Origin of the sequence: Dietzia sp. CH92, assembly GCF_032248695.1 — a bacterium.
Taxonomy (GTDB): domain Bacteria; phylum Actinomycetota; class Actinomycetes; order Mycobacteriales; family Mycobacteriaceae; genus Dietzia.
On the sequence record NZ_JAVHXC010000003.1, the window covers coordinates 38,166 to 58,903 of the forward strand.

Consider the following 20,738-nt stretch of genomic DNA (forward strand, 5'->3'; position numbering starts at 1 on the left):
GCGCAGGAGCACCTCCAGTGAGCCGAGCCGACACACCGGCCCGATCTATCAGCCCCCTTCACGGAAGGGGGAACACCGGATGAGCATCGCGCTCTCACTCTTGATCGGCATAGTGGTCGTCCTGGCGATCACGGCCCTGACCGGCTATTTCGTCGCCCAGGAATTCGCCTTCATGGCCGTGGACCGCTCCCGGATGGGAGCGGCCGCCGAGAAGGGCGATCCCGTCGCCGGGCGGGTACTCGGCGTCACCAGGCGCACGTCCTTCATGCTCTCGGGCGCACAGCTCGGGATCACCGTCACCACCCTCGTCGTGGGTTACGTGGCCGAGCCGCTCATCGGCCGGGCCTTCGGAGATCTCCTCGGTCTGGCCTCCGTGCCGCAGGCCGTCGGCGTGGCCGTCGGCACCGTGCTGGCACTGCTCTTCTCCACCGTCGTCCAGATGCTGTTCGGCGAGCTGGTGCCCAAGAACCTGGCCATCGCCAAGCCCGAGCCCGTCGCCCGCTGGCTGGCGCGCTCCACGACCGTGTACCTCGCGGTGTTCGGCTGGCTCATCAGCCTGTTCGACAAAGCGTCCGAGGCGCTGCTCAAGGCGGTCGGCATCGAGCCCGTCCACGACAAGGAACACTCGGCGACCGCCCGCGACCTTGAGCACATCGTGGCCGAGTCCGGCGAGACCGGCGAGCTGTCCCCCGAGCTCAGCCGACTGCTGGACCGGATGCTCGACTTCCCGGGGCAGCCGGCCGAGCACGCGATGATCCCGCGGTCCCGCACCGACGTGGTCCGCGGGGAGGACACGGTCGACGACGTCCTGGCGAAGATGGCCACCGGCCACACCCGCTACCCGGTGGTGGGCGAGGACTCCGACGACGTGATCGGGATCGTGGACCTGCACGACCTGCTCGTACTGTGCGACGACGACCAGAACAGCGCGTTGACGCCGGTGTCCGGCGTGATGCGGGCCCCGATCGTCGTGCCCACCTCCCTGCCGCTGCCCGAGGTGGCCTCGCGGCTGAGCGCCGAGAAGGCCGAGATGGCCGTGGTCGTGGACGAGTACGGCGGGTTCGCCGGCGTCGTGACCATGGAGGACATGGCCGAGGAGATCGTGGGTGAGATCGCCGACGAACACGACCCCCAGGCCGAGTCGGCCACGCCGGTCAGCGAGGGCCTGGGCTGGGTCCTCTCCGGCGACACCCACCTCGACGAGGTCGAGCGTCTGCTCGACATCACCCTTCCCGAGGTCGACGCGGAGACCCTCGGCGGTCTGGTCATCGAGACGCTCGGGGACCTGCCGGAGATCGGCGCCCGCGTCGACATCCCCCTGCCCGACACCGACATCCTCGAGGAGATCTCCGCCGACCGGGTGCTGAGGACCGAGGTCCGCCAGATCGAACGCCGCGTCCCCGCGGAGCTGCACGTCGTGGTCGAGGAGGCCGCACGATGACCCCCACCACCACCCTGCTCGCCGCCGAGGCCGACGGCGGACTCATGAGCAACCCCTGGGTCGTCCTCGGCGCGACGGTCGTTCTCATCGTGGCCTCCGCGTTCTTCGTGGCCGTCGAGTTCTCGCTCATCTCCGCCCGCCGCCACCGGCTGGAGGACGCGGCCGCCCACAGCGCCGCCGCGCGGGCGGCCCTGAAGAACGCCTCCGAGCTGACCCTGCTCCTGGCCGGGGCGCAGCTCGGCATCACGCTCTGTGCGCTCGCGCTGGGCTCGATCACCAAGCCGGCCGTGCACCACTGGCTCACCCCGGTGTTCGCCGGGTGGGGGCTCCCGCTGTGGTCGGCAGACGTCATCGCGTTCATCCTCGCGCTGCTCATCGTCACGTTCCTCCACCTGGTGGTGGGCGAGATGGCCCCCAAGTCGTGGTCGATCACCCACCCGGAGTATTCGGCGACGCTGCTCGCGCTGCCGATGCGCGGGTTCCTGTGGCTGACCCGCCCGCTGCTGCTGGTCCTCAACAACACCGCCAACGCGATCCTGCACCGACTGGGCGTCGAGGCGGTCGACGAGGTCGCGGCCGGGCAGGACGCCGACTCCCTGCGCGAACTCGTCCGGCACTCCGGCGAGGCCGGCACGCTCGACGACACCCACCAGCGTCAGCTGCTCAGCGCGCTCGAACTGCAGGAACTCACCGTGGGCGACCTGCTCGGCGAGCGCGGGGTCGACGAGCCCGCCACGTCCGAGGAGATGTCCTCGGTCGGGGTGGACGCCGGGCCGGAGGAGATCCGGGACACCGCCCGTCGCACCGGCCACCTGCGACTGCTGGTGCTGGAGGACGACACGGCGGTCGGCGTGGTCCACGCGCGGGACGCGATCAACGTCGAGTCCACGGCCACGGCGCGGGAACTCATGCGCCCGAGCCTGTCCCTCGAGCACGATCTGACCGTCGCGGAGGCGTTCCGCCGGATGCGTGAGGCGCGGGCCCACCTCGTCGTCGTCGAACAATCCGGCGAGCACGAGGGCACCCACGTCTCGGAGGTGCGCGGCGTCCTCACCCTCGACGACGTCGTCCGGCGCCTCCTGCCGGTCACCTCGGCCTGACCCACGCACCACGGCGACGCGCCCCCGGGAGGACCGACCTCCCGGGGGCGTTGCCGTCCGTGCGGCGCCGTCCGTGCGTCGCGGGTGAGGAGGCGCAGGTCAGAACAGGACGCCGATGAGCCGGATCAGCCCCCACACGGCCAGCCCGGCGATCGCCAGCAGGGCGAGCAGGACGAGGCCGACCGCACCGAGCGCCCGCAGGAGGTACCCGCGGGCGTCGGTGTCGACGCGGCGGCCCTCGGCGATCGCGCGGTCGACGAGCCGCAGGTTCTTGGACGTGGCCTTGTGGGCGACGTCCGCCACGTCGCCGGCGACGGGGACCACGCCGAGGACCGCGTCGACCAGGTAGTTCCACCCCATGCGGAACAGCAGGTGGACCGGGACGCGGTTGCGCACGGCCTCCGCGAGCACCGCGGCGGCGACCACGGTGCCCACGGCGTCACCGACGACCGGCACCAGGCCGATCACCGGATCCAGCCCCACGCGGTAGTTGGTGCCCGGCACGCGGACGAGGTCGTCGAGCACGCGGGCCAACGTCGCGGTGACCGGGGACCCGGAGGGGCGCGCGACCGGCCCGGTGGCGGTCCGGTCAGCGGTCCGGTCGGCGGCCCGGTCGGCGGGGCTCGGCGGGGTGACGGGATCGGCCATGACGCCCGAGGGTAGCGCGACGGGCGACGACCCGCGCGACGCCGGGATCGTGCCCGTGGCGCCGAGACCGCGGACGCGGGCGTGGCCGCGACGCCCGGATCGCGTCCGTGGTGCTGCGATCGGTCCCCGACTCTGGTTTCGTGGAGAGATGCCGCGCACGCCCCTCGCCCCGTCCCCGACCTCGCCGCGCCCGGTCCCGTCGCGGCCAGACCGCCCGGTCCGCGCCTCCCGGCCCCGGTCCCGCCGGCCCGCCGGCCTCGTGGCGGCGGCCCTCGCCGTCGTCCTGGTGGGCTCCGGGTGCGCGGCGCTGACCGGGGACACCGGCTCCGACGAGCTCCAGCAGTTCCTCTCCGCGCTCGAGTCCGGCGACGTCGCCGGCGCCGCCGCGATGACCACCGACCCGGTCGCCGCGCAGGAGACGCTCGCCGCGAACATCGAGTCGATGGGGTTCACGCCGACCCTGTCGATCGACACGCCCGAGGGCGACCGGCGCCCCGACAAGGACCCCGTGCCGGTGGAGATCACGTGGGACATGGGGGTCGCCGGAGGCGGCGTCGGTGGTGGTGAGGGTGACGCCGCCGGAGGTGGGAGTGGAGAGGGCGACGACGACGAGGGCGGCGCCGACCCGGCCGGCGGGGGCGGTGAGCCGTCGCCCGCCCCGCGCACGGTCACCACCACGGGCGAGGCCTCCACGACCAAGGTGGACGACCAGTGGAAGGTGCAGTGGGCGCCGACCATCCTCGACACCCGTCTCGTCCCGGGTGGCTACCTGGCGTTCTCCGAGATCCTCGACTACGACACGTCCGTCCTCGACCGCACGGGCGCGCCGCTGCTGCAGTGGACGCCGGTGACGCTGGTGACGCTCGCCCCGGACGCCGCCGGGAGCGCCGACGCGGTGGCGGCCCTGGTGAGCGCGGCGGCGCCGACCATCACCGGGCAGTCGATCCGCGACGGCATGGCGCAGGCCCCGGACCAGCCGTATCAGGTGGTGAGCCTGCGCCCCAGCGACATCGACCCCATCCGTGAGCAGCTCGCCGCGATCGAGGGCGTGAGCCTGCCCGAGCAGGGGGACCTCATCCGCACCGACCGCGAACTCCGCTCCCCTGTCCTGGACGGACTGCCGGACGCGTGGCTCGAGGCGCTACAGGCCGAGGGCGGGTGGCGTGCCGAGATCGTCAACCCCGACGCCGAGCCGATCGAGCTCGGCAGCGCGCCGGTCGGGGAGGTCGAGGACCTCGTCTCCACCGTCCAGATCTCGATGCAGCAGGCCGCGGCGGACGCGGTGAACAGCACCGGGCTGGCGGCGTCGATCGTCGCGATCCAGCCCTCGACCGGCGGCGTGCTCACGGTGGCGCAGAACTCCGCCGCCGACCAGCAGGGGCCCGTGTCGCTCGAGGGCCGCTTCCCGCCGGGCTCCACGTTCAAGGTGGTCACCACCGCCGCCGCGCTGCAGTCCGGAGTCGTGGGCCCCGACGAGATCGTGCCGTGCCCGGCGTCGATCACCGTCTCCGGCCGCACCATCCCCAACGACGACGACTTCGAACTCGGCCCGGTGCCCATGGAGACCGCGTTCGCCCGCTCCTGCAACACCAGCCAGGCCGTCATCAGCGACCGGCTCGAGCCGACCGCCATGAAGGACACGGCCGCGCAGCTGGGTCTGGGGGTCGGCTTCACCGGCCCGGGGATGAGCTCGTCGTGGTTCACCGGCTCGGTGCCCGTCACTGAGCGCGGCCCGGCCCGCGTCGAGGCCTCGATCGGTCAGGGCGAGGTCCTGGCCAGCCCGTTCGGCATGGCCGTGATGACCGCTTCGCTCGCGAACGGCGGACGCATGATCGCGCCGCAGGTGATCGCCGGCATGCCCGCGGTGGCCGACGACTCCCCCGAGCCGCTGCCGCCGGGCGTCGTGGACACCCTGCGCCGGTACATGGTGCAGACCGTGCAGTCCGGCACCGCGACCGCCGCCCGCCCGGTCCCCGGCCTGGGCGGCAAGACCGGTACCGCCGAGGTCGGCAGCGGGCCCTCCCACGGCTGGTTCGTGGGATCGACCGGCGACATCGCCGTGGCCGTGCTCATGGAGGGCGCCGACTCCTCGGCTCCGGCGGTGGAGATGGCGGCCGACTTCCTCAGCGCGGCAGGCCAACCCGCTCCGCTGCCCGCCGCCTGAACGGGTAGTTTCGGCTCATGCGCCTGCCCAAGGTCTCCCTGCCCGATCTGCCGCTGCCCGGACTCGATCGACTGCCCTTCTCGTCGTCGTCGGCCCCCTCCCCTCGCGACACCAACCGACGCGTCCTCGTCACCGGCGGCGCCTCCGGCCTGGGCCTCGCACTGGTCACCGCGTTCCTCGAACGCGGCGACCGGGTGATCGTCACCGACCTCGCCCCCACCGACTCCCGGCCCGCGAGCGTCCCCGACGACGCCCGCTACCTGCGCCTGGACGTGCGCTCGGAGGACGAGTGGCAGGCGGTGCGCGCCGAGGTCGAGTCCCTCTGGGGCGGCCTCGACGTGCTCGTCAACAACGCCGGCATCGCCCAGGGCGGCCGCATCGAGATGCTCACCGAGGACGACTGGCGGCAGATCGTCGACATCAACCTGCTGGGCGTGGCCCGCGGGTGCCGCACCTTCGTGCCGGTGCTCAAGGCGCAGGGCAGCGGGCGGATCGTCAACACCGCCTCCCTGGCCGGGCTCGTGCACCCGCCCACGATGTCCTCCTACACCGCCGTCAAGGCCGCGGTCGTCGCGATCTCCGAGAGCCTGCGCTGGGAACTCGAACCGTTCGGCGTGGACGTGTCCGTGATCTGCCCGTCGTTCTTCCGCACCAACCTCGCCTCGAGCCTCAACTCCTCCGACCCCGCCGCCAGCGCGTTCGCGGGAAAGCTCATCGACCGCGCCGACCGCGGCGCCGACGACATCGCCGCCGAGGTCATGACCGGCCTCGAGGCGGGCCGGTTCCTCATCCTCCCCGACCCCGAGGCACGCCGGTCCTACCGCGCCAAGCGGTTCCTGACCGCCGCCTACGAGCGCACGATGACCGAGATGGGACAGAAGTTCGCGCGCGCCACCCGCGAGTAACCTGCGGGGCATGACCCCCTCCCACCTGTTGTCCCGCGCCGACCTCGACTTCCTCCTGCACGACTGGCTCTCCGTGGCCGACCTGTGCGAGCGCGAGCACTACGCCGATCACTCCCGCGAGACGATCGACGCGGTGCTGGACCTGTCCGCCGACCTCGCCGAGCGCTACTTCGCGCCCCACTTCCGGGCCGCCGACCTCGCCGAACCGCGGCTCGTGGGCGAGGAGGTCGAGCTCATCCCCGAGATCGGCGAGGCCCTCGCGAAGTTCGCGGAGGCCGACCTCGTGGGGGCCGCCATGGACGCCAGGGTCGGCGGCATGCAACTGCCCTACACCGCCTACCTCGCGTGCATGGCGTGGTTCTACGCGGCCAACATCTCCACCGCCGCCTACCCGCTGCTCACCACCGGCAACGCGAACCTGCTGCTCACCCACGGCTCCGACGAGCAGATCGATCGGTACGTCCGGCCCATGATCGAGGGTCGGTTCACCGGGACGATGTGTCTGTCCGAACCCCACGCCGGCTCCAACCTCGCCGACATCACCACGCGCGCCGAGCCCCAGCCCGACGGCACCTACCGGCTGTTCGGCCAGAAGATGTGGATCTCCGGCGGCGAGCACCAGATGGCCGAGAACATCGTCCACCTCGTCCTGGCCAAGGTCCCCGGATCGCCGGCCGGCACTCGGGGCATCAGCCTGTTCATCGTGCCCAAGTTCCTCGTGGGCGAGGACGGGGCGCTCGGCGAGCGCAACGACATCGTCATCACCGGCCTCAACCACAAGATGGGCTTCCGCGGCACCGTCAACACCATGCCCACCCTCGGGCAGGGCATGCACACCCCCGGCGGACAGCCCGGAGCGGTGGGCTACCTCGTGGGAGAGGAGAACACCGGCCTCAAGAAGATGTTCACGATGATGAACGAGGCCCGCCTCGGCGTGGGACTGGGCGCCACCGCGATCGGCTACGCCGGGTATCTCAAGTCGCTGGACTACGCCCGCAACCGCCCGCAGGGCCGGCCCGCCGGCGCCGACCCCGCGACGCCGCAGGTGATGCTCACCCGTCACACCGATGTCCGGCGGATGCTGCTGGCCCAGAAGTCGTACGTCGAGGGTGCGCTCGCCCTGGGGCTGTTCTGCGCCCGCCTGGTCGACGACACCAAGACCGCCGCCCCCGACGAGGCCGCCACCGCACATACCCTGCTCGACGTGCTCACCCCGATCGCCAAGTCGTGGCCCTCCCAGTGGTGCCTCAAGGCCAATGAGCTGGCGATCCAGGTGCTCGGCGGCGCCGGCTACACCATCGACTACGACGTCGAGCAGCACTACCGCGACAACCGCCTCAACCCCATCCACGAGGGCACCCACGGGATCCAGGGGCAGGATCTGCTCGGGCGCAAGGTCCTCGCCGGTGGCGGTGCCGGGCTGGCCGCGCTCACCGGGCGGATCACCCAGACGTGCGACCGGGCGGCCGCCGCGGGCGGGATCGTCGCCGAGTTGGCCGCGCTGCTGCGCCCGCGCGTGACCAGGCTCATCGAGGTCACCACCGCGCTCGCCGAGGTCGGCGCCACCGACCCGGAGACGTTCCTGGCCGACGCCACCGAGTACCTCGAGGCGACCGGCCACGTGGTGATCGCGTGGATCTGGGTCGAGCAGCTGCTGGCGCTGGGCGACCGAGTCGGGGGCGCGGCCGGGGCCGGGGACTCCGCCGGGGCCGGGGCCGGGGCCGGGGGCGGGGGCGGGGATTCCGCCGGGGCCGCTGACGGGGCCGGTGCCGGGGATTCCGCCGGGGCCGGGGCCGACGCGTTCGCCGCGGGCAAGGTCAAGGCCGCCGAGTTCTTCCTGCGCCGGGAGTTGCCGATCGTCGACGCCAAGTTCGACCTGCTGGCCTCCGGCGACCGCACCACCCTGGACATGCGCGACGAGTGGTTCTGACGGCAGTCGCCGGGCCGCCCGTCTGACGGGCCCGGGCCGACGGGCCGGGAGCCGACGGGCCGGGCCGGCGACGAACCGCCGGGCGAGCACCCAGCCAGCGCACCGGCCCGCAGATGCGCTGGCTCCTTGACCCGCGCTGGAAAAATGGTCCATCCTCCCAGCACAACCGGGGTGAATGCGTACACAGAGCCAGCGCGGGTCACGGCGGCAGCGTAAGTCAGGGCACTCGCGCTGGCGGGATGCCCGGAATGCGGCCGAACCCGGCCCCGCACCGGCCGCAACGCACGCCAGCCAGCGTAAGTCAGGCCACGCGCGCTGGCGGGATGCCCGGAATGCGGCCGAACCCGGCCCCGCAACGGCCGCAACGCACGCCAGCCAGCGTAAGTCAGGCCACTCGCGCTGGCGGGATGCCCGGAATGCGGCCGAACCCGGCCCCGCAACGGCCGCAACGCACGCCAGCCAGCGTAAGTCAGGCCACTCGCGCTGGCGGGATGCCCGGAATGCGGCCGAACCCGGCCCCGCAACGGCCGCAACGCACGCCAGGCAGCGTAAGTCGGGCCATTCGCGCTGGCTGAATGCCGGGGACGCGACTGAGCCCGGGACGACGTGGTGTCGGCCCGGGCTCGGTTCGCGACGGACGGGAGTTCAGGGCTCCCGCTGCTGTCCTCGGCGGGCGTTCAGGGCACCCGCGGTCGGTATCAGCTCCGCTCGGTGCGGATCAGGTCAGCTCACTCCTCGGGGATGAGGACCTGGTCGATGAGGTACACGGTCGCGTTCTCGGTCTGGACGCCGCCGCAGACGACGCCCGCGCCGTTGACCATGAGCTCGTCGCCGGAGCCGGTGACCTCGAGCTGCGCACCGTTGAGCGTGGTGTGCTCGCCGACGACCTGATCGGGGGCGGCCTGGCCCTCCACGACGTGGTAGGTCAGGATGCCCGTGAGCAGGTCGGCGTCCGTCTGCAGCGCCTGCATGGTGGCCTCGTCGATCTGCGCGAACGCGTCATCGATCGGGGCGAACACGGTGTACTCGCCGCTGTTCAGGGTGTCGACGAGGTCGACCTCGGGGTTCACCCCGCCGGAGACCGCGGCGGTGAGAGTGGTGAGCAGCGGGTTGTTCGAGGCGGCCGTGGCGACCGGCTCCATCGCCATGCCCTCGACCGAGCCGGGCCCCTCGGGGTTGGCCTCGGCGTAATCCGCGCAGCCCGCGCCCACGAGCATGCCGGCCGGCTCCGCCTCCATCGCGGAGGTCTCGGAGGCGGACGTGGTCGTCATGACCGAGGTGGCGGTGCCCTCGGCGGTGTTCTCGGTGTCGCTTCCGTCGTCGGTCGAGCAGCCGGCGAGGACGAGACCGGAGACCGCGGCGGCCGCGGCGATCGACGCGACGCGCCGGGAGATCGTGATGCCCATGATGCTGGTCCTTTCGGTGGAGCCCCGGTCCGGATGGAGGGGCTCTGTGCGGTGGGTCACCGGTACTTCGGCACTCCCGACGAGCCGGATGGGTGCGGTACGCCACATTTTTTCGCACCGGTCCGCTCGCGTCCCGGCTCCGAACTCCTGGCATGGACAGCACAGAGCACCGACCCCGGGCCGCGGCTCGCGCGGCATCGGGCCTGCTCGCGACCGGTCTCGCCGTCGCGGTGGGCCACGCCGTCGCCGGATTCGTCGCGCCGGGGTCATCCCCGTTCCTCGCGGTGGCCGACTCGGTCGTCGACCGCGCCCCGGCGGCGGTCCGCGAGGCCACCATCGACGCACTGGGCACCGCCGACAAGCCGGCCTTGATGATCGGACTGGCGGCGATCCTGGTCGGCACCGGAGTTGTCGTCGGCCTCGTCGAACGCCCGCGTCGTCCGGCCGGTTCGGTCGTACTCGCCGCCTTCGGGCTGATCGGCGTCCTCGCGGCGCTCTCGAGGCCGACGGCGGGACCGGCGTGGGCCGTCCCGACGATCCTGGGCGCCATCACCGCGATCGCGGCCCTGCGAGCGATGATCACCGCGCTCCTGCCCGCGCCCTCCGCGCCGGTCCGCCCCTACGGCGCCGTCGTCGCGATCGACCCCCGGGACCGCGATCAGCGCGCACCCGACCGCCGACGCTTCCTCGTCCTGGCCGGCTCCGCCGTGGCCGCCATCGCCGCCGCCGGCACGGTGGGCGTCGCGCTGACCCGGCGCGCCGCCGACGCCGTGGCCGAGCGCACCGGCCTGCGCCTACCCCGGGTGGCCGCCCGCGAGGCGGCGGCGCCCGTCCCCGCGGGGGTGGTGCCCGACGCGCCGGGCGTGACCCCGTTCCTCACCGACAACGCCGACTTCTACCGGATCGACACGGCCCTGCGCGTGCCCGCACTGAGCACCGCGGACTGGCGGCTGCGCATCCACGGGATGGTCGAGCGGGAGATCGAACTCGACTGGCAGGCGCTGGTCGACCGCGAGGCGCGCGAGCGCATCGTCACCCTGACCTGCGTGTCCAACGAGGTCGGCGGCGACCTGGTGGGCACCGCCACCTGGACCGGGTTCCCCATCGCCGAGCTGCTCGCCGAGGCGGGACCGCTCCCCGGTGCCGACATGCTGCTGTCGACCTCCGTCGACGGGTGGACGGCGGGAACCCCGCTCGACGCCCTGACGGACGGCCGCGACGCGCTGCTGGCGGTGGGCATGAACGGCGAGCCGCTGCCGTTCGAACACGGCTACCCCGTCCGCCAGGTCGTCCCCGGCCTGTACGGATACGTCTCGGCCACCAAGTGGGTGGTGGACTGGGAGGTCACCCGCTTCGACCGGGCCAGCGCGTACTGGACCGACCGCGGCTGGGCCGAGAGGGGCCCCATCCGGACCGCGAGCCGCATCGACCGCCCCGCCCCGCTCGCGGAGCTCCCGCCGGGGCCGACCGTGGTCGCCGGCACGGCGTGGGCCCAGCGCCGCGGGATCGACCGCGTGGAGGTCCGGGTCGACGACGGGCCGTGGCGGGACGCCCGGCTGGCAGACGAGTACTCGGTCGATACCTGGCGGATGTGGTCGTGGGTGTGGGACGCCGAACCGGGCCTGCACACGCTGCACGTCCGGGCGACCGACTCGACCGGCCGGGTGCAGCCGGAGGAGCGCAGACCACCCGTCCCGAGCGGGTCGACCGGCTGGCACAACCGCACGTTCCGGGTGGTGGCGGCATGACTCTCATGGACACCCGCAGGAGACCGACACGACCGTCGCGCGCCACGGACCCGGTTCCCACTAGACTGGACCCCGTGTCCGAGCCAGTCGCCCCGCCACTGACCGACCCGGGGAGGCTGCTCGAGCTGGCCGCATCCGGTGATCTACAGGCCTTCGGTCGTTTCTACGACCTCATGTCCCCCCGCGTCTACGGGCTCGCCCTGCGGGTCCTCCGCGACCCGGGATATGCGGAGGAGACGGTGCAGGAGGTGTTCCTGCAGGTCTGGAAACAGGCGGCCGACTACCGGCCCTCGTTGGGATCCGTGCAGTCCTGGGTGCTGACGATCACGCACCGTAGAGCGGTCGACCGGGTCCGGTCCGAGAGCTCCGCGGCGCGACGGGACGAGGTCGACGCCGCCACCGGCTCCGTCCACAGCGGCGACATCGCCGAGCAGGTCACGGAGCAGATCTCCCGCGACGAGGACGCCGCAGAGGTACGCAGGTGCCTGGAGACGCTGACCGGGAACCAGCGGCAGTCCATCGAGATGGCCTACTTCTCCGGACTGACCTACCGCGAGGTCGCCGAGGAACTGGGTGCCGCGCTACCGACCATCAAATCGAGAATCCGCGACGGACTGCGTCGCCTGAAGAACTGCCTGGGAGGTGAGCTGTCATGAGCGTTCGTCACCACGATCACCCGTCGAGGCCGGACAGCGTCCGCCCCGAGGACCTCGACCTCTACGCCCTGGACGCCCTGCCCGAGGACGAGGCCGACGCCGTCGAGGCCGCACTGGTCAGCGCCGCCCCCGAGGACCGGTCGTCGATGCTGGCGCACATCGCGTCGACCCGCGAGGTCGTCTCCGACCTCGTCGCGGACGCCGGCCTCGACACCGCGCCGCCGCCGCACCTGCGGGACCGCGTCCTCGACCTGGTCGCCGCCGACACGCCGTCGGGCCCGACCGGCCCCGTCGGGTCACCCGGACGCGACGGTTCGGGCGACGACGCCCGGGGTGGGGCGGACGTCATCGACCTGAGTCGTGAGCGTGAGCGTCGACGGCCCGGGCCGCTGACCTTCCTCGCCGTCGCGGCGGCCGCCGTGGCGTTGCTCGTCGGCGGCGTGACCATCGGCCGCATCACCGACGGATCCGGTTCCGGCGGAGGCGAGCTCCCTGTCGCCTCGCCCCCCGCCGGATCGATGCCCGGCAAGGTCACCTCGCTGCTCGCGGCCGACGACCTCGCGGTGGTGCGCGGTCAGGTCGCCGGGACCGGCACCGCGACGGTGCTCGCGTCCAAGACCGCGGACATGGCGGTCATCTCGATGACCGACCTGCCCGAGCCGGCCGAGGGCCGCGCGTACCAGCTGTGGCTGATGGGTGACCACGAGCCGATCTCGGCCGGCACGATGGAGGCCGGTCAGGTGGGCCCGTCGCCTTCGGCGCAGATCGACGGCATCCGCAACTCCGAGCAGATCGGTATCACCGAGGAGCCCGCCGGCGGGTCGCCCGCGCCGACCGGGCAGGTCCTGCTGGCGCTCGACATCGACTGACGCGGCGGGGTGCCTCGCGCGAGAGGCGCCCCGCCCGGCGGGTCAGTGCGGCCTGCCCGCCGGGCGGCCTGACCGGCTGGCCGGGCACGTGCGGCCAGACCCGCCGCGCCTGTCAGCCTGTCAGGCCTGCCACCACTGCCGCAGCGGCACGTCCCAGGTCTGCCGCTCGTCCAGGCGCACGGCGAGGATCTGGTGGAGCTGGATCTTGTTGTGCTCGAACCCGTACTGGCACGCGCCCATGTACAACCCCCACAGCTTGGCCATGGGCTCGCCGACCTCCTCGACGGCCTCATCCCAGTGCTCGACGAGGTTAGCGCACCAGTCGCGCAGGGTGAAGGCGTAGTGCTGGCGCAGGTTCTCCTCGTGCACCACCTCGAACCCGGCGTTCTCCGCCTCGAGGTGGACGGTCCCGGCGCCGGCGAGCTCACCGTCCGGGAAGATGTAGCGGTCGATGAACTGGCCGGCCTTGACCTTGCCGACGTTGTCGGGCCGGGTGATGCAGTGGTTGAGCAGCCGCCCGCCCGGCTTGAGGTACCCGTGCAGCGTGGTGAAGTAGGCGTGGTAGTTCTTCCGACCGATGTGTTCGGTGATGCCGATCGAGGAGATGGCGTCGAAGTCCCGCTCGGGGACGTCGCGGTAGTCCTGCAGCCGGATCTCGGCGAGGTCGCCCAGACCGTCGGCCTCGATCGCGGCACGGCCCCACTCGACCTGCTCCTTGGACAGGGTCACGCCGATCACCTTCACGCCGCGGCTGGCGGCGTAGCGGACCATGCCGCCCCAGCCGCAGCCCACGTCGAGCAGCCGGTCGCCCGCCTCGAGGCCGAGCTTGTCGAACACCAGCCGGTACTTGTTCTCCTGCGCCACCTCGAGTGAGGCGTCGGCGTCGGGATAGCAGGCGCAGGTGTACGTCATGGAGGGCCCGAGGATCCACGAGTAGAAGAGGTTCGAGACGTCGTAGTGGTAGCTGACGACCTCGGAGTCGCGTTCCTTGGAGTGCCGCCGCATCCCGGACAGGACGCGCTTCCAGGCGGGCTTGACCTCCATCGGCGGGGTGGGCAGGAACGCCACGCTCTCCGGGCCCAGGGAGCGGGCGATCCGGGCGAGGGTGCGCGCGTCGGGGGTGCGCGTCATGTGTTTGCGGAACACCTCGAGGGCGCCGAACACGTCGTGCGGGGCGCCGGGGTGCACGCCGTCGATCTCGATCTCGCCCATGAGGTAGGCGCGGGCCAGGCCGAGGTCGCCGGGGGCGGTGACGAAGTACTGCAACGCCTTCTCGCTCTTCAGACGTAGCACCAGTCGGCTGTCCGTCGGACCGATCGCGGACCCGTCGTAGGCCTCGATCCGCAGGGGCGGCTCGCCCGTGGCGAACGCCCCGATGATCTCGCCGATCGTCATCCTGCCCGCGGCGTCCGGGGCTCCCGCTGTCCCCGCGCTTCTCGTGGTCACCGTGCACCCACCGCCTTGTCGTAGAGGGTCGCGAACCGGCCCTGTGGATCGAATTCCGCCTTCACCCTGCCCGCGTGGTCACCGCCGTAGAGCTGCGCGAACTCCTCCCGAGAGTAGAAGACCTCCGAGTACAGCGACTTGTGGCCGCCGAGCCGGGAGACCTCCTCCTCGATGCGCCGGTTCCACGCGCCCTCGGCCATGCCGGGTGCGATGGGCGCCGAGGACCAGAAGCCGATGTTGACGTAGGTGGTCTCCGGGGCCAGCGGGTACAGGGGCCAGGGCCGGTCGGAGCCGGGTCCGCCGCCCACCCCGGGCGACGGGCTGGACTCGCGCAGCCGCAGCGGGCAGATCCACAGCGGCTCGATCGGCACCTCGCGCAGGAACCAGTCGAGGAACTCGGCGGTGCGGTCGATCGTCACCTCGACGTCCTGCACGACCCGCTCGCGCGGCCCCTCGCCCTTGAGCGCGCCGATCTTGTTGCCGAGGTCGTACTTGTGGTCCAGGCCGATGATCTTCCAGTACGCCGACGAGCGCAGCAGCTGCTGCGGCCAGAGCCGGCGGATCCTCGGGTTCTGCACCCCGAACGCACGGGAGCACCAGAACCAGTCGGTGTCCCACCGCCACAGGTAGTCGCGGGTCGTCAGGCGATCGCGCCGCACGGATCCGGCGGGACCGCCGTGCTGCACGGAGCGGTAGTAGATCGCCTGCTTGTCGGCCACACCCGAATAGTCGGAGACGGGTCCCGGCTCGTCGGTCCGCCGCCCCAGGCAGAGGTAGGACTCGTCGGCCGAGAAGACGATCCCGTCCAGGAAGTCGACCTCCTCGTCGTCGTACCTCCCCTCCTCGCTGATCCGCCCCAGGGTCTCGGTGAGCGCGGCGAGGGAGTCGAACCGGACGTGGCGCAGTTCCACGTAGCGCGCCACCGGTTCGAGGGCGATGCGCAGCCGCACCGCGTATCCGAGCGAGCCGTAGGAATTGGGGAAGCCGCGGAAGAGGGCGCGTTCGCGCTCGGTGCCGTCGGGGCGGGCGGTGACGATCTCGCCGGTGCCGGTGAGGACGTCCATCTCGAGGACGGATTCGTGCGGCAGCCCGAGTCGGAAGGAGGTGGACTCGATGCCCAGTCCGGTGACGGCGCCGCCGAGGGTGATGGTCTTGAGCTGCGGCACGACGTAGGGCATGAGGCCGTACGGCAGCGTGGCGTCGACGAGGTCCTCGTAGGTGCACATGCCCTGGACGTCGGCGGTGCGGGCGTCGGGGTCGACGGAGATGACGCGGGTGAGACCGGAGGTGTCGAGACCGGGCGACGACGACGAGGCGCGCGGCCGGAAGAGGTTGGACGTGCGCTTGGCCAGCCGAACCGGCTCACCGGCGGGCACGGCACGGAAGCTGTCGACCAACGTCCGCACGCCCCGGGCGTGGCTCTCGGATCCGACGACGAGTGGTTCGGCGAGACTCACGGCGGTTCCCATGCGTCACACCTTAACGACGCCCGGGAACCCCCGCCGACGATCGGTGCGCGGGATCCGCCGCCGGCGCACCCGGATCGGTGGCCGCCGGCACACCCGGTGTGGCGACCGCCGGGGCGGGGGCGGCGGGCGTCCAGCCGGGCGGGCCGAACACGTACCCCAGCCGCTCGCGCCAGGTGGCCGAACGGCGGACGTCCCGGCCGATGGCGACGTACTCGTGCAGTTGCAGCCAGAACGGGTTGTGCGAGTTCACGGGCGTGGTGAGCCCGTAGGTCGGCCTGTGGGTCTCGGCCCGGAAGGTGCCGAAGAGGCGGTCCCAGAGGATGAGGATGCCGCCGTAGTTGCGGTCGAGGTACTCGGCGTCGCTGCCGTGGTGGACTCGGTGGTGGGACGGGGTGTTGAAGACGAATTCGATCGGCGCGGGCAGGCGGCCGACGCGCTCGGTGTGGACGAAGAACTGATAGACGAGCGAGACGGAGAAGCCGGTGAAGACCATCCACGGCGGCACCCCCAACAGTGGTAGAGGCAGCCACGCGATGATCTCGCCGGAGTTGTTCCACTTCTGGCGCAGGGCGGTGGCGAAGTTGTAGTACTCGCTCGAGTGGTGGGCCTGGTGGGTGGCCCACACGAGCCGGATGCGGTGCGCGCCGCGGTGGTACCAGTAGTAGAGGAAATCGGTGCCGAGGATCGCGAGCACCCACGTGTACCAGGCGTTCGAGGGCAGGTGCCACGGCGCGAGGTACACCCACACGGCCGCGTAGAGGACCAGCCCGACGAGCTTGCCGATCAGCCAGAACGCCTGCGAGCTCGCGCCCATGACGAGGGACGTGACGGCGTCGCGGGGGTGGTACCCGCCCGGCTCGCGGGCCTCGAGCACGCGGGCCGAGACCCACTCGATCGCCACGAACAGCACGAAGACGGGGATGGCCAGCAGCACGGGCTCGTGCAACGGATCCGCCAACGCGGCCAGCGCGCGGGACAGCGACTCCACGAATCCCATCTCGTTCACGTCTCGATTGTGACACCTCTCACAGACAATCGGCCCGTCTCCCCCTTCCGGCCGCGGCGCGGCCCGTAGCCTTCCCGTCACATCGGCACCGAGGCCCGGTCCCGCACACCGGCGGTGGCCCGCCCCGGCGTCCCGGCCGTCTGGAGGATCCCGTGTCCCTCTCGTCCCGACCCGTCCGACCCGGCCCCTCCCGCCCCGCGCGCCGACGCACCGGCCGCTCCCGCCCCGCCCGGGGCCACACCGTCGCGGCCGCGTCGGGTCTCGCCGCGCTCGCACTGGTACTCGCGGCGTGCGGTGAGGAGGGCACCGCGGAGCGGGCGGTGGGCGAGGCCACCAGCGCTGCGGGGTCCGTCGCCGCCGAGGCCACCAGCGCGGTGGGTGAGGCGATGAACGACGACGGCGAGGGCGGCTCCGGCGCCCCGACCGGCGACCAACCCCAGCCCGAGGACACCACGGACGGCGGCGACGGGTCCGCGAACCCGGACGAGGAGTTCCTCGACGACATCCGGCGGGTGGGCGTGGACGCCGGCGACGAGCAGGACTACCTCGCCCGCGGACGCGACGCGTGTGCCTCACTCGACGAGGGCATCGGCTACGTCGACGTCCTGCGCCGGTACAACGACGCGCACCCCGACGCGCCGATCACCGAGGCGCCGGTCGTGGTGGCGGCCGCGGTCAAGGCGCTGTGCTCACAGCACCTGCCGCAGGTCGGCGAGGGCGGCGGGGACGAGGGCGGAGCCTGACCTCCCCCACCCAACGGAGGCGCCCGCTCACACCCCGGCCCGGTCGAGCTCCTCCGCGGTCAACCGGCGACCCAGGGCGATCAGTTCGTCGGCGCGGTGGAAGTCGAAGGTCGAACACGCGTCGGAGGGCACCTCGACCAGCACGTCGGGACGGTTCCCGGCCATCCGGTAGGCCGTGACGATGCTCTCCATCGCCTCGATGGAGTGGGTGACCACGTCGAAGATGCGCAGGGTGCCGGGCAGCGCCTCCTCGCCGTCGTCGTCGGCGACCTCCTCCTCGCCGTGCTCCACGGCCTCCTCCACCTCGTGCGAGGGCTGGTCGCCCGCGTCGTCGCCGAGCAGCGCGCGGCCCACCGCCTCCGTGTCGCGGTCCTCGCCGTCCGTCCCGCGGTCGCCGCCGTCCGCCCGCGGGTCGTCGTCGGGGTGGGAGTCCTGCCCGAAGCGGGCGGCGATGAGCCGGACCAGGTCGGCGTCGCGGACGTCCGCGGCGGCGGTGCGGATGCGGCCCGTGAGCCTGCCCGCGGGCCGGGCACCGCCCCCCGTGCCCCTGCGGGAGATCCGCGGTTCCGCGTCGGATGACGCCTCCTCGGGATCCGAGCTCTCCTGGAAGGTCGACCCGCGGATCCCGGTCCGGCGCCCCGTCAGGGACACGGCCAGCAGCAGGTCGCTGCTCACCGGGGCGAGCGGCTCCAGGGGAACGGGGTTGGTCACGCCGCCGTCGATGATGAGGCGCCCGCCGACCAGTGCCGGCGTGATGACGCTGGGGATCGCGAAGGACGCGCGCACCGCGACATCGGCGGGGCCCCGGGTGAACCACACCTCGCGGCGGGCCCGCAGGTCGGTGGCCACCGCGGTGAACGGGATGTTCAGATCCTCGATCCGGACGTCGTCGAGCATCCTGCCGATCACGCCCATGATGCGGTTCGCCCGGATCGCCCCGCCGCCGGCGAAGGACACGTCGAGCAGCCGCAGGACGTCACGCTGGGTCAGCCCGCGCACCCACTCCTCGAAGTCGTCGAGCTTCCCGGCCGCGTAGAGGGCTCCCACCACCGCGCCCATCGACGCACCGGAGACGCCCACGACCTCGTGACCGCGGGCCTCGAGCTCGCGGATCACACCGATGTGCGTGTAACCGCGCGCTCCTCCGGACCCCAGTGCCAACGCCACTCTCATCGACGGCCCTCCTGCCCTGTCGCCCGTGCGCTCCCCGCGCGGCCCCGCCGCGGTCGTGACCAGTGTGCACCGGGCGCCGCCCGGCCACGGCCGTCACGGTCACCGGTTCGTGTCGTAGTCACGATCTACCGTCAGCACCGTATCGAGCGCACGTTCGATGCCGGGCCACCGCCCGAACCGATCACCACAGGAGAAACCATGTCCCGCACCGCGGTCCCGCCCTACGCCCGTTCCGCAGCCACCGCGACCGTCGATCCCGCCATGCTCCGGGTCGCCGCCGCCATCGACCGCCACGGGATGCACGTCATCCACGTCGGGGAGAGCTGCGACTGCGGCGACTGCGCCGCCGCGCCGCTACCACCGGACCAGAGGTACGGCTACACGATCGGGCTCACCGACGTGGGCCATCCCGAACTGCTCGTGCGCGGGCTGTCGGCGCGGGAGACCGCGGGCCTGCTCAACCGCTGGGGAGACGCCGTCCTGGACGGGGAGGTCCTCGACGCCGGACACCTGTTGTGCGAGGGCGCCGGGGGGACCACCTGGGAACTCGTGCCGGTCCGGCGCCCGTCGCGCACGTTGCTGTGGGCCGGTCGCTACTACCGCACCGCCGGAACCGGCGGGCTGGCCGCGCTGGAGCTGATCCCCGCCCGGCGCCCGTGCCCGTGCGAGGTGTGCGACTGACGGACGGGGCCGGGCGGGGCTCGTCGTAGGGTCTAGGCATGCCCCACCCTCAGCTGCGCCTGGCCGCGAGCTCACCGTCGATCATCGTGCCGGTCACCGCGCGGGACCGCGTCGAGCTCGGCCACCAGGTCGACTCCCTTGCGCGGGTCCGCGCCGGCGAGGAGGTGAGGGCCGCCGAGGAGGGCGGCGACGCCCCCGCCGGCGGCCTGCCGTTCGACCTGGTCGAGTGGCGGGTGGACCTCTACGAGCCGTTCACCGCCGGCGTGGACCCCTCCGGGGCCGGCGCCGCCGGGACGGGGATCGACCCCGTCCCGGTGGTGGCCGCACTCGGCGCGATCGCCGCGGCCCTGCCGGACATCCCCGTCCTGGCGACGTTCCGTACCACCGCCGAGGGCGGGGGCGCCCCGCTGGCGGACGAGACCTACGCCCGGCTCGTCGAGCTGCTGGCGGGGAGCGGCCTGGCCGCGGCCGTGGACGTGGAGTACCGACACCCGCGTGCGGCGGAGGCGATCGCGGCCGCGCACGACCAGGGGGTCCCGGTGGTGGCGTCCAACCACGATTTCGACGCGACCCCGTCGGCGGACGAGATCGTCGCCCGGCTGACCGCGATGGAGGACGCGGGCGCGGACGTGGCCAAGATCGCGGTGATGCCGCGCTCGGCGGCCGACGTGGTGACCCTGCTGGCCGCCACAGAGCGTCGCCACCGGGACGCGCGGATCCCGCTAATCACCATGTCGATGGGGGCGCTGGGCGCGGTGACCCGCATCGGCGGGGGCGCGTTCGGGTCGGCGGCCACCTTCGCCACCGTGGGCGAGGCGTCCGCGCCGGGCCAGCTCCCCGCGGCGCGGGTGCGCGAGGCGCTCGACCTCCTGCACCCGGGTAGCGGTCAGCCGTAGCGGCGCAGGACCTCCTCGCGCAGGCCGGCCGTCGCCACGTCGGCGATGTGCTTCTGGGCCTTCTTCACGACCATGCCCGGCAGCTTGACCTTGAGTTCCACCTCGAGGTCAAACACGACGCGGGTGGTGCCGTCGCCGTTGTCGGTGAGCACGTACCGCGCGTTCTGGACCTTCTGGTTGGTCGAGGAGACCAGCGACCAGCTCACCTCGCCGTCGTACCACTCGTAGCGCACGACCATCTCCTCGGTCATGCCGTACTGCGAGATCCGCTCCCACACCACGATGGGCCAGCCCTCGTCGTCGGCCTCCCGCACCTCCACCTCCCGGTGGGACTCCGACCAGTCGACCAGGGACTCGACGTCGGCCAGAACCGACATGATCTCGGGCACCCCGGCCTCGATCGTGGTCACCGACTGCACTGACACTGCCATGGCCGAGAAGTTACCCCCACGAGCGG

Annotated in this window: 18 protein-coding genes; 11 read left to right on the top strand and 7 right to left on the bottom strand. The window is 72.6% G+C overall.

The annotated features are described in order from the left end of the window. The first annotated feature begins 79 nt into the window (after window positions 1-79). Both RWK90_RS06570 and RWK90_RS06575 read left to right on the top strand, forming a co-directional pair. Complete coding sequence (locus tag RWK90_RS06570) at window positions 80-1,441, top strand: hemolysin family protein (protein WP_314036024.1); 1,362 nt, start codon at window positions 80-82, stop codon at window positions 1,439-1,441. Beyond that, complete coding sequence (locus RWK90_RS06575) at window positions 1,438-2,541, top strand: hemolysin family protein (protein WP_314036026.1); 1,104 nt, start codon at window positions 1,438-1,440, stop codon at window positions 2,539-2,541. The genes RWK90_RS06570 and RWK90_RS06575 overlap by 4 nt, the downstream gene beginning before the upstream one ends. A gap of 99 nt (window positions 2,542-2,640) precedes the next feature. Here RWK90_RS06575 and RWK90_RS06580 read toward each other — a convergent pair whose 3' ends face one another. Then, on the bottom strand, window positions 2,641-3,189 hold the full coding sequence (locus RWK90_RS06580) for a DUF4112 domain-containing protein (RefSeq protein WP_314036028.1): 549 nt from the start codon (window positions 3,187-3,189) through the stop codon (window positions 2,641-2,643). 148 nt (window positions 3,190-3,337) lie between these two features. Here RWK90_RS06580 and RWK90_RS06585 point away from each other — a divergent pair, with 148 nt between their 5' ends. From RWK90_RS06585 to RWK90_RS06595, 3 genes are read left to right on the top strand one after another with little or no spacing between them, the layout of a single operon-like run. Further along, window positions 3,338-5,353, top strand: a complete 2,016-nt coding sequence (locus RWK90_RS06585) for a penicillin-binding transpeptidase domain-containing protein (RefSeq protein ID WP_314036030.1) — start codon at window positions 3,338-3,340, stop codon at window positions 5,351-5,353. Window positions 5,354-5,370: 17 nt separating this feature from the next. Beyond that, window positions 5,371-6,258, top strand: a complete 888-nt coding sequence (locus RWK90_RS06590) for an SDR family NAD(P)-dependent oxidoreductase (RefSeq protein ID WP_314036032.1) — start codon at window positions 5,371-5,373, stop codon at window positions 6,256-6,258. 10 nt (window positions 6,259-6,268) lie between these two features. Next, window positions 6,269-8,188 (top strand): acyl-CoA dehydrogenase, encoded by a 1,920-nt coding sequence (locus RWK90_RS06595; RefSeq protein ID WP_314036034.1) that lies wholly within the window; start codon window positions 6,269-6,271, stop codon window positions 8,186-8,188. 728 nt (window positions 8,189-8,916) lie between these two features. Here the strand turns inward: RWK90_RS06595 and RWK90_RS06600 are convergent. Then, entirely contained in the window at window positions 8,917-9,594 is a 678-nt protein-coding gene (locus RWK90_RS06600) for a fasciclin domain-containing protein (RefSeq protein WP_314036036.1), read from the bottom strand. Between the two features lie 152 nt (window positions 9,595-9,746). On the opposite strand from RWK90_RS06600, the gene RWK90_RS06605 reads away from it, so the two are divergent. From RWK90_RS06605 to RWK90_RS06615, 3 genes are all read left to right on the top strand, one after another. After that, the gene (locus tag RWK90_RS06605) at window positions 9,747-11,342 is read left to right on the top strand and encodes a molybdopterin-dependent oxidoreductase (RefSeq protein WP_314036038.1); all 1,596 of its coding nucleotides are present in this window, start codon (window positions 9,747-9,749) and stop codon (window positions 11,340-11,342) included. Window positions 11,343-11,416: 74 nt separating this feature from the next. Continuing rightward, window positions 11,417-11,998 carry an ECF RNA polymerase sigma factor SigK gene (gene sigK, locus RWK90_RS06610; protein WP_314036040.1) on the top strand — a complete coding sequence of 194 codons (582 nt, stop codon included), beginning with the start codon at window positions 11,417-11,419 and terminating at the stop codon, window positions 11,996-11,998. Then, window positions 11,995-12,867, top strand: coding sequence for an anti-sigma factor (locus tag RWK90_RS06615; protein ID WP_314036042.1), 873 nt, complete (start codon window positions 11,995-11,997; stop codon window positions 12,865-12,867). Before sigK ends, RWK90_RS06615 begins: the two co-directional genes overlap by 4 nt. A gap of 120 nt (window positions 12,868-12,987) precedes the next feature. Here the strand turns inward: RWK90_RS06615 and RWK90_RS06620 are convergent, their stop codons facing one another. From RWK90_RS06620 to RWK90_RS06630, 3 genes are read right to left on the bottom strand one after another with little or no spacing between them, the layout of a single operon-like run. Then, window positions 12,988-14,313: a class I SAM-dependent methyltransferase gene (locus RWK90_RS06620; protein WP_396230280.1), complete on the bottom strand. Its 1,326-nt coding sequence runs from the start codon at window positions 14,311-14,313 to the stop codon at window positions 12,988-12,990. Beyond that, window positions 14,310-15,782, bottom strand: coding sequence for an FAD-binding oxidoreductase (locus RWK90_RS06625; RefSeq protein WP_314036044.1), 1,473 nt, complete (start codon window positions 15,780-15,782; stop codon window positions 14,310-14,312). The genes RWK90_RS06620 and RWK90_RS06625 overlap by 4 nt, the downstream gene beginning before the upstream one ends. A gap of 10 nt (window positions 15,783-15,792) precedes the next feature. After that, the gene (locus tag RWK90_RS06630; protein WP_314037074.1) at window positions 15,793-16,779 is read right to left on the bottom strand and encodes a sterol desaturase family protein; all 987 of its coding nucleotides are present in this window, start codon (window positions 16,777-16,779) and stop codon (window positions 15,793-15,795) included. A 161-nt stretch (window positions 16,780-16,940) separates the two neighbouring features. On the opposite strand from RWK90_RS06630, the gene RWK90_RS06635 reads away from it, so the two are divergent. Further along, on the top strand, window positions 16,941-17,531 hold the full coding sequence (locus RWK90_RS06635; RefSeq protein ID WP_314036046.1) for a DUF732 domain-containing protein: 591 nt from the start codon (window positions 16,941-16,943) through the stop codon (window positions 17,529-17,531). A 27-nt stretch (window positions 17,532-17,558) separates the two neighbouring features. On the opposite strand, the gene RWK90_RS06640 is transcribed toward RWK90_RS06635, so the two are convergent. Beyond that, window positions 17,559-18,704: a patatin-like phospholipase family protein gene (locus tag RWK90_RS06640; RefSeq protein WP_314036048.1), complete on the bottom strand. Its 1,146-nt coding sequence runs from the start codon at window positions 18,702-18,704 to the stop codon at window positions 17,559-17,561. 198 nt (window positions 18,705-18,902) lie between these two features. Here RWK90_RS06640 and RWK90_RS06645 point away from each other — a divergent pair, with 198 nt between their 5' ends. Both RWK90_RS06645 and aroD read left to right on the top strand, forming a co-directional pair. Continuing rightward, complete coding sequence (locus tag RWK90_RS06645) at window positions 18,903-19,385, top strand: DUF4262 domain-containing protein (protein ID WP_314036050.1); 483 nt, start codon at window positions 18,903-18,905, stop codon at window positions 19,383-19,385. A 38-nt stretch (window positions 19,386-19,423) separates the two neighbouring features. Next, window positions 19,424-20,281, top strand: coding sequence for a type I 3-dehydroquinate dehydratase (aroD, locus tag RWK90_RS06650; protein WP_314036052.1), 858 nt, complete (start codon window positions 19,424-19,426; stop codon window positions 20,279-20,281). Here the strand turns inward: aroD and RWK90_RS06655 are convergent. Beyond that, a complete protein-coding gene (locus tag RWK90_RS06655; RefSeq protein WP_314036053.1) occupies window positions 20,272-20,712 on the bottom strand; it encodes an SRPBCC family protein in 441 nt (146 codons plus the stop codon). The genes aroD and RWK90_RS06655 overlap by 10 nt on opposite strands. Between the last annotated feature and the right edge of the window lie 26 nt (window positions 20,713-20,738).

Excerpts from the sequence above, each read along its gene's own strand:
- RWK90_RS06570 (WP_314036024.1), top strand. The coding sequence starts at position 80 with ATGAGCATCGCGCTCTCACTCTTGATCGGCATAGTGGTCGTCCTGGCG.
- RWK90_RS06575 (WP_314036026.1), top strand. The coding sequence starts at position 1,438 with ATGACCCCCACCACCACCCTGCTCGCCGCCGAGGCCGACGGCGGACTC.
- RWK90_RS06580 (WP_314036028.1), bottom strand. The coding sequence starts at position 3,189 with ATGGCCGATCCCGTCACCCCGCCGAGCCCCGCCGACCGGGCCGCCGAC.
- RWK90_RS06585 (WP_314036030.1), top strand. The coding sequence starts at position 3,338 with ATGCCGCGCACGCCCCTCGCCCCGTCCCCGACCTCGCCGCGCCCGGTC.
- RWK90_RS06590 (WP_314036032.1), top strand. The coding sequence starts at position 5,371 with ATGCGCCTGCCCAAGGTCTCCCTGCCCGATCTGCCGCTGCCCGGACTC.
- RWK90_RS06595 (WP_314036034.1), top strand. The coding sequence starts at position 6,269 with ATGACCCCCTCCCACCTGTTGTCCCGCGCCGACCTCGACTTCCTCCTG.
- RWK90_RS06600 (WP_314036036.1), bottom strand. The coding sequence starts at position 9,594 with ATGGGCATCACGATCTCCCGGCGCGTCGCGTCGATCGCCGCGGCCGCC.
- RWK90_RS06605 (WP_314036038.1), top strand. The coding sequence starts at position 9,747 with ATGGACAGCACAGAGCACCGACCCCGGGCCGCGGCTCGCGCGGCATCG.
- RWK90_RS06615 (WP_314036042.1), top strand. The coding sequence starts at position 11,995 with ATGAGCGTTCGTCACCACGATCACCCGTCGAGGCCGGACAGCGTCCGC.
- RWK90_RS06625 (WP_314036044.1), bottom strand. The coding sequence starts at position 15,782 with ATGGGAACCGCCGTGAGTCTCGCCGAACCACTCGTCGTCGGATCCGAG.
- RWK90_RS06630 (WP_314037074.1), bottom strand. The coding sequence starts at position 16,779 with ATGGGATTCGTGGAGTCGCTGTCCCGCGCGCTGGCCGCGTTGGCGGAT.
- RWK90_RS06640 (WP_314036048.1), bottom strand. The coding sequence starts at position 18,704 with ATGAGAGTGGCGTTGGCACTGGGGTCCGGAGGAGCGCGCGGTTACACG.
- RWK90_RS06645 (WP_314036050.1), top strand. The coding sequence starts at position 18,903 with ATGTCCCGCACCGCGGTCCCGCCCTACGCCCGTTCCGCAGCCACCGCG.
- aroD (WP_314036052.1), top strand. The coding sequence starts at position 19,424 with ATGCCCCACCCTCAGCTGCGCCTGGCCGCGAGCTCACCGTCGATCATC.
- RWK90_RS06655 (WP_314036053.1), bottom strand. The coding sequence starts at position 20,712 with ATGGCAGTGTCAGTGCAGTCGGTGACCACGATCGAGGCCGGGGTGCCC.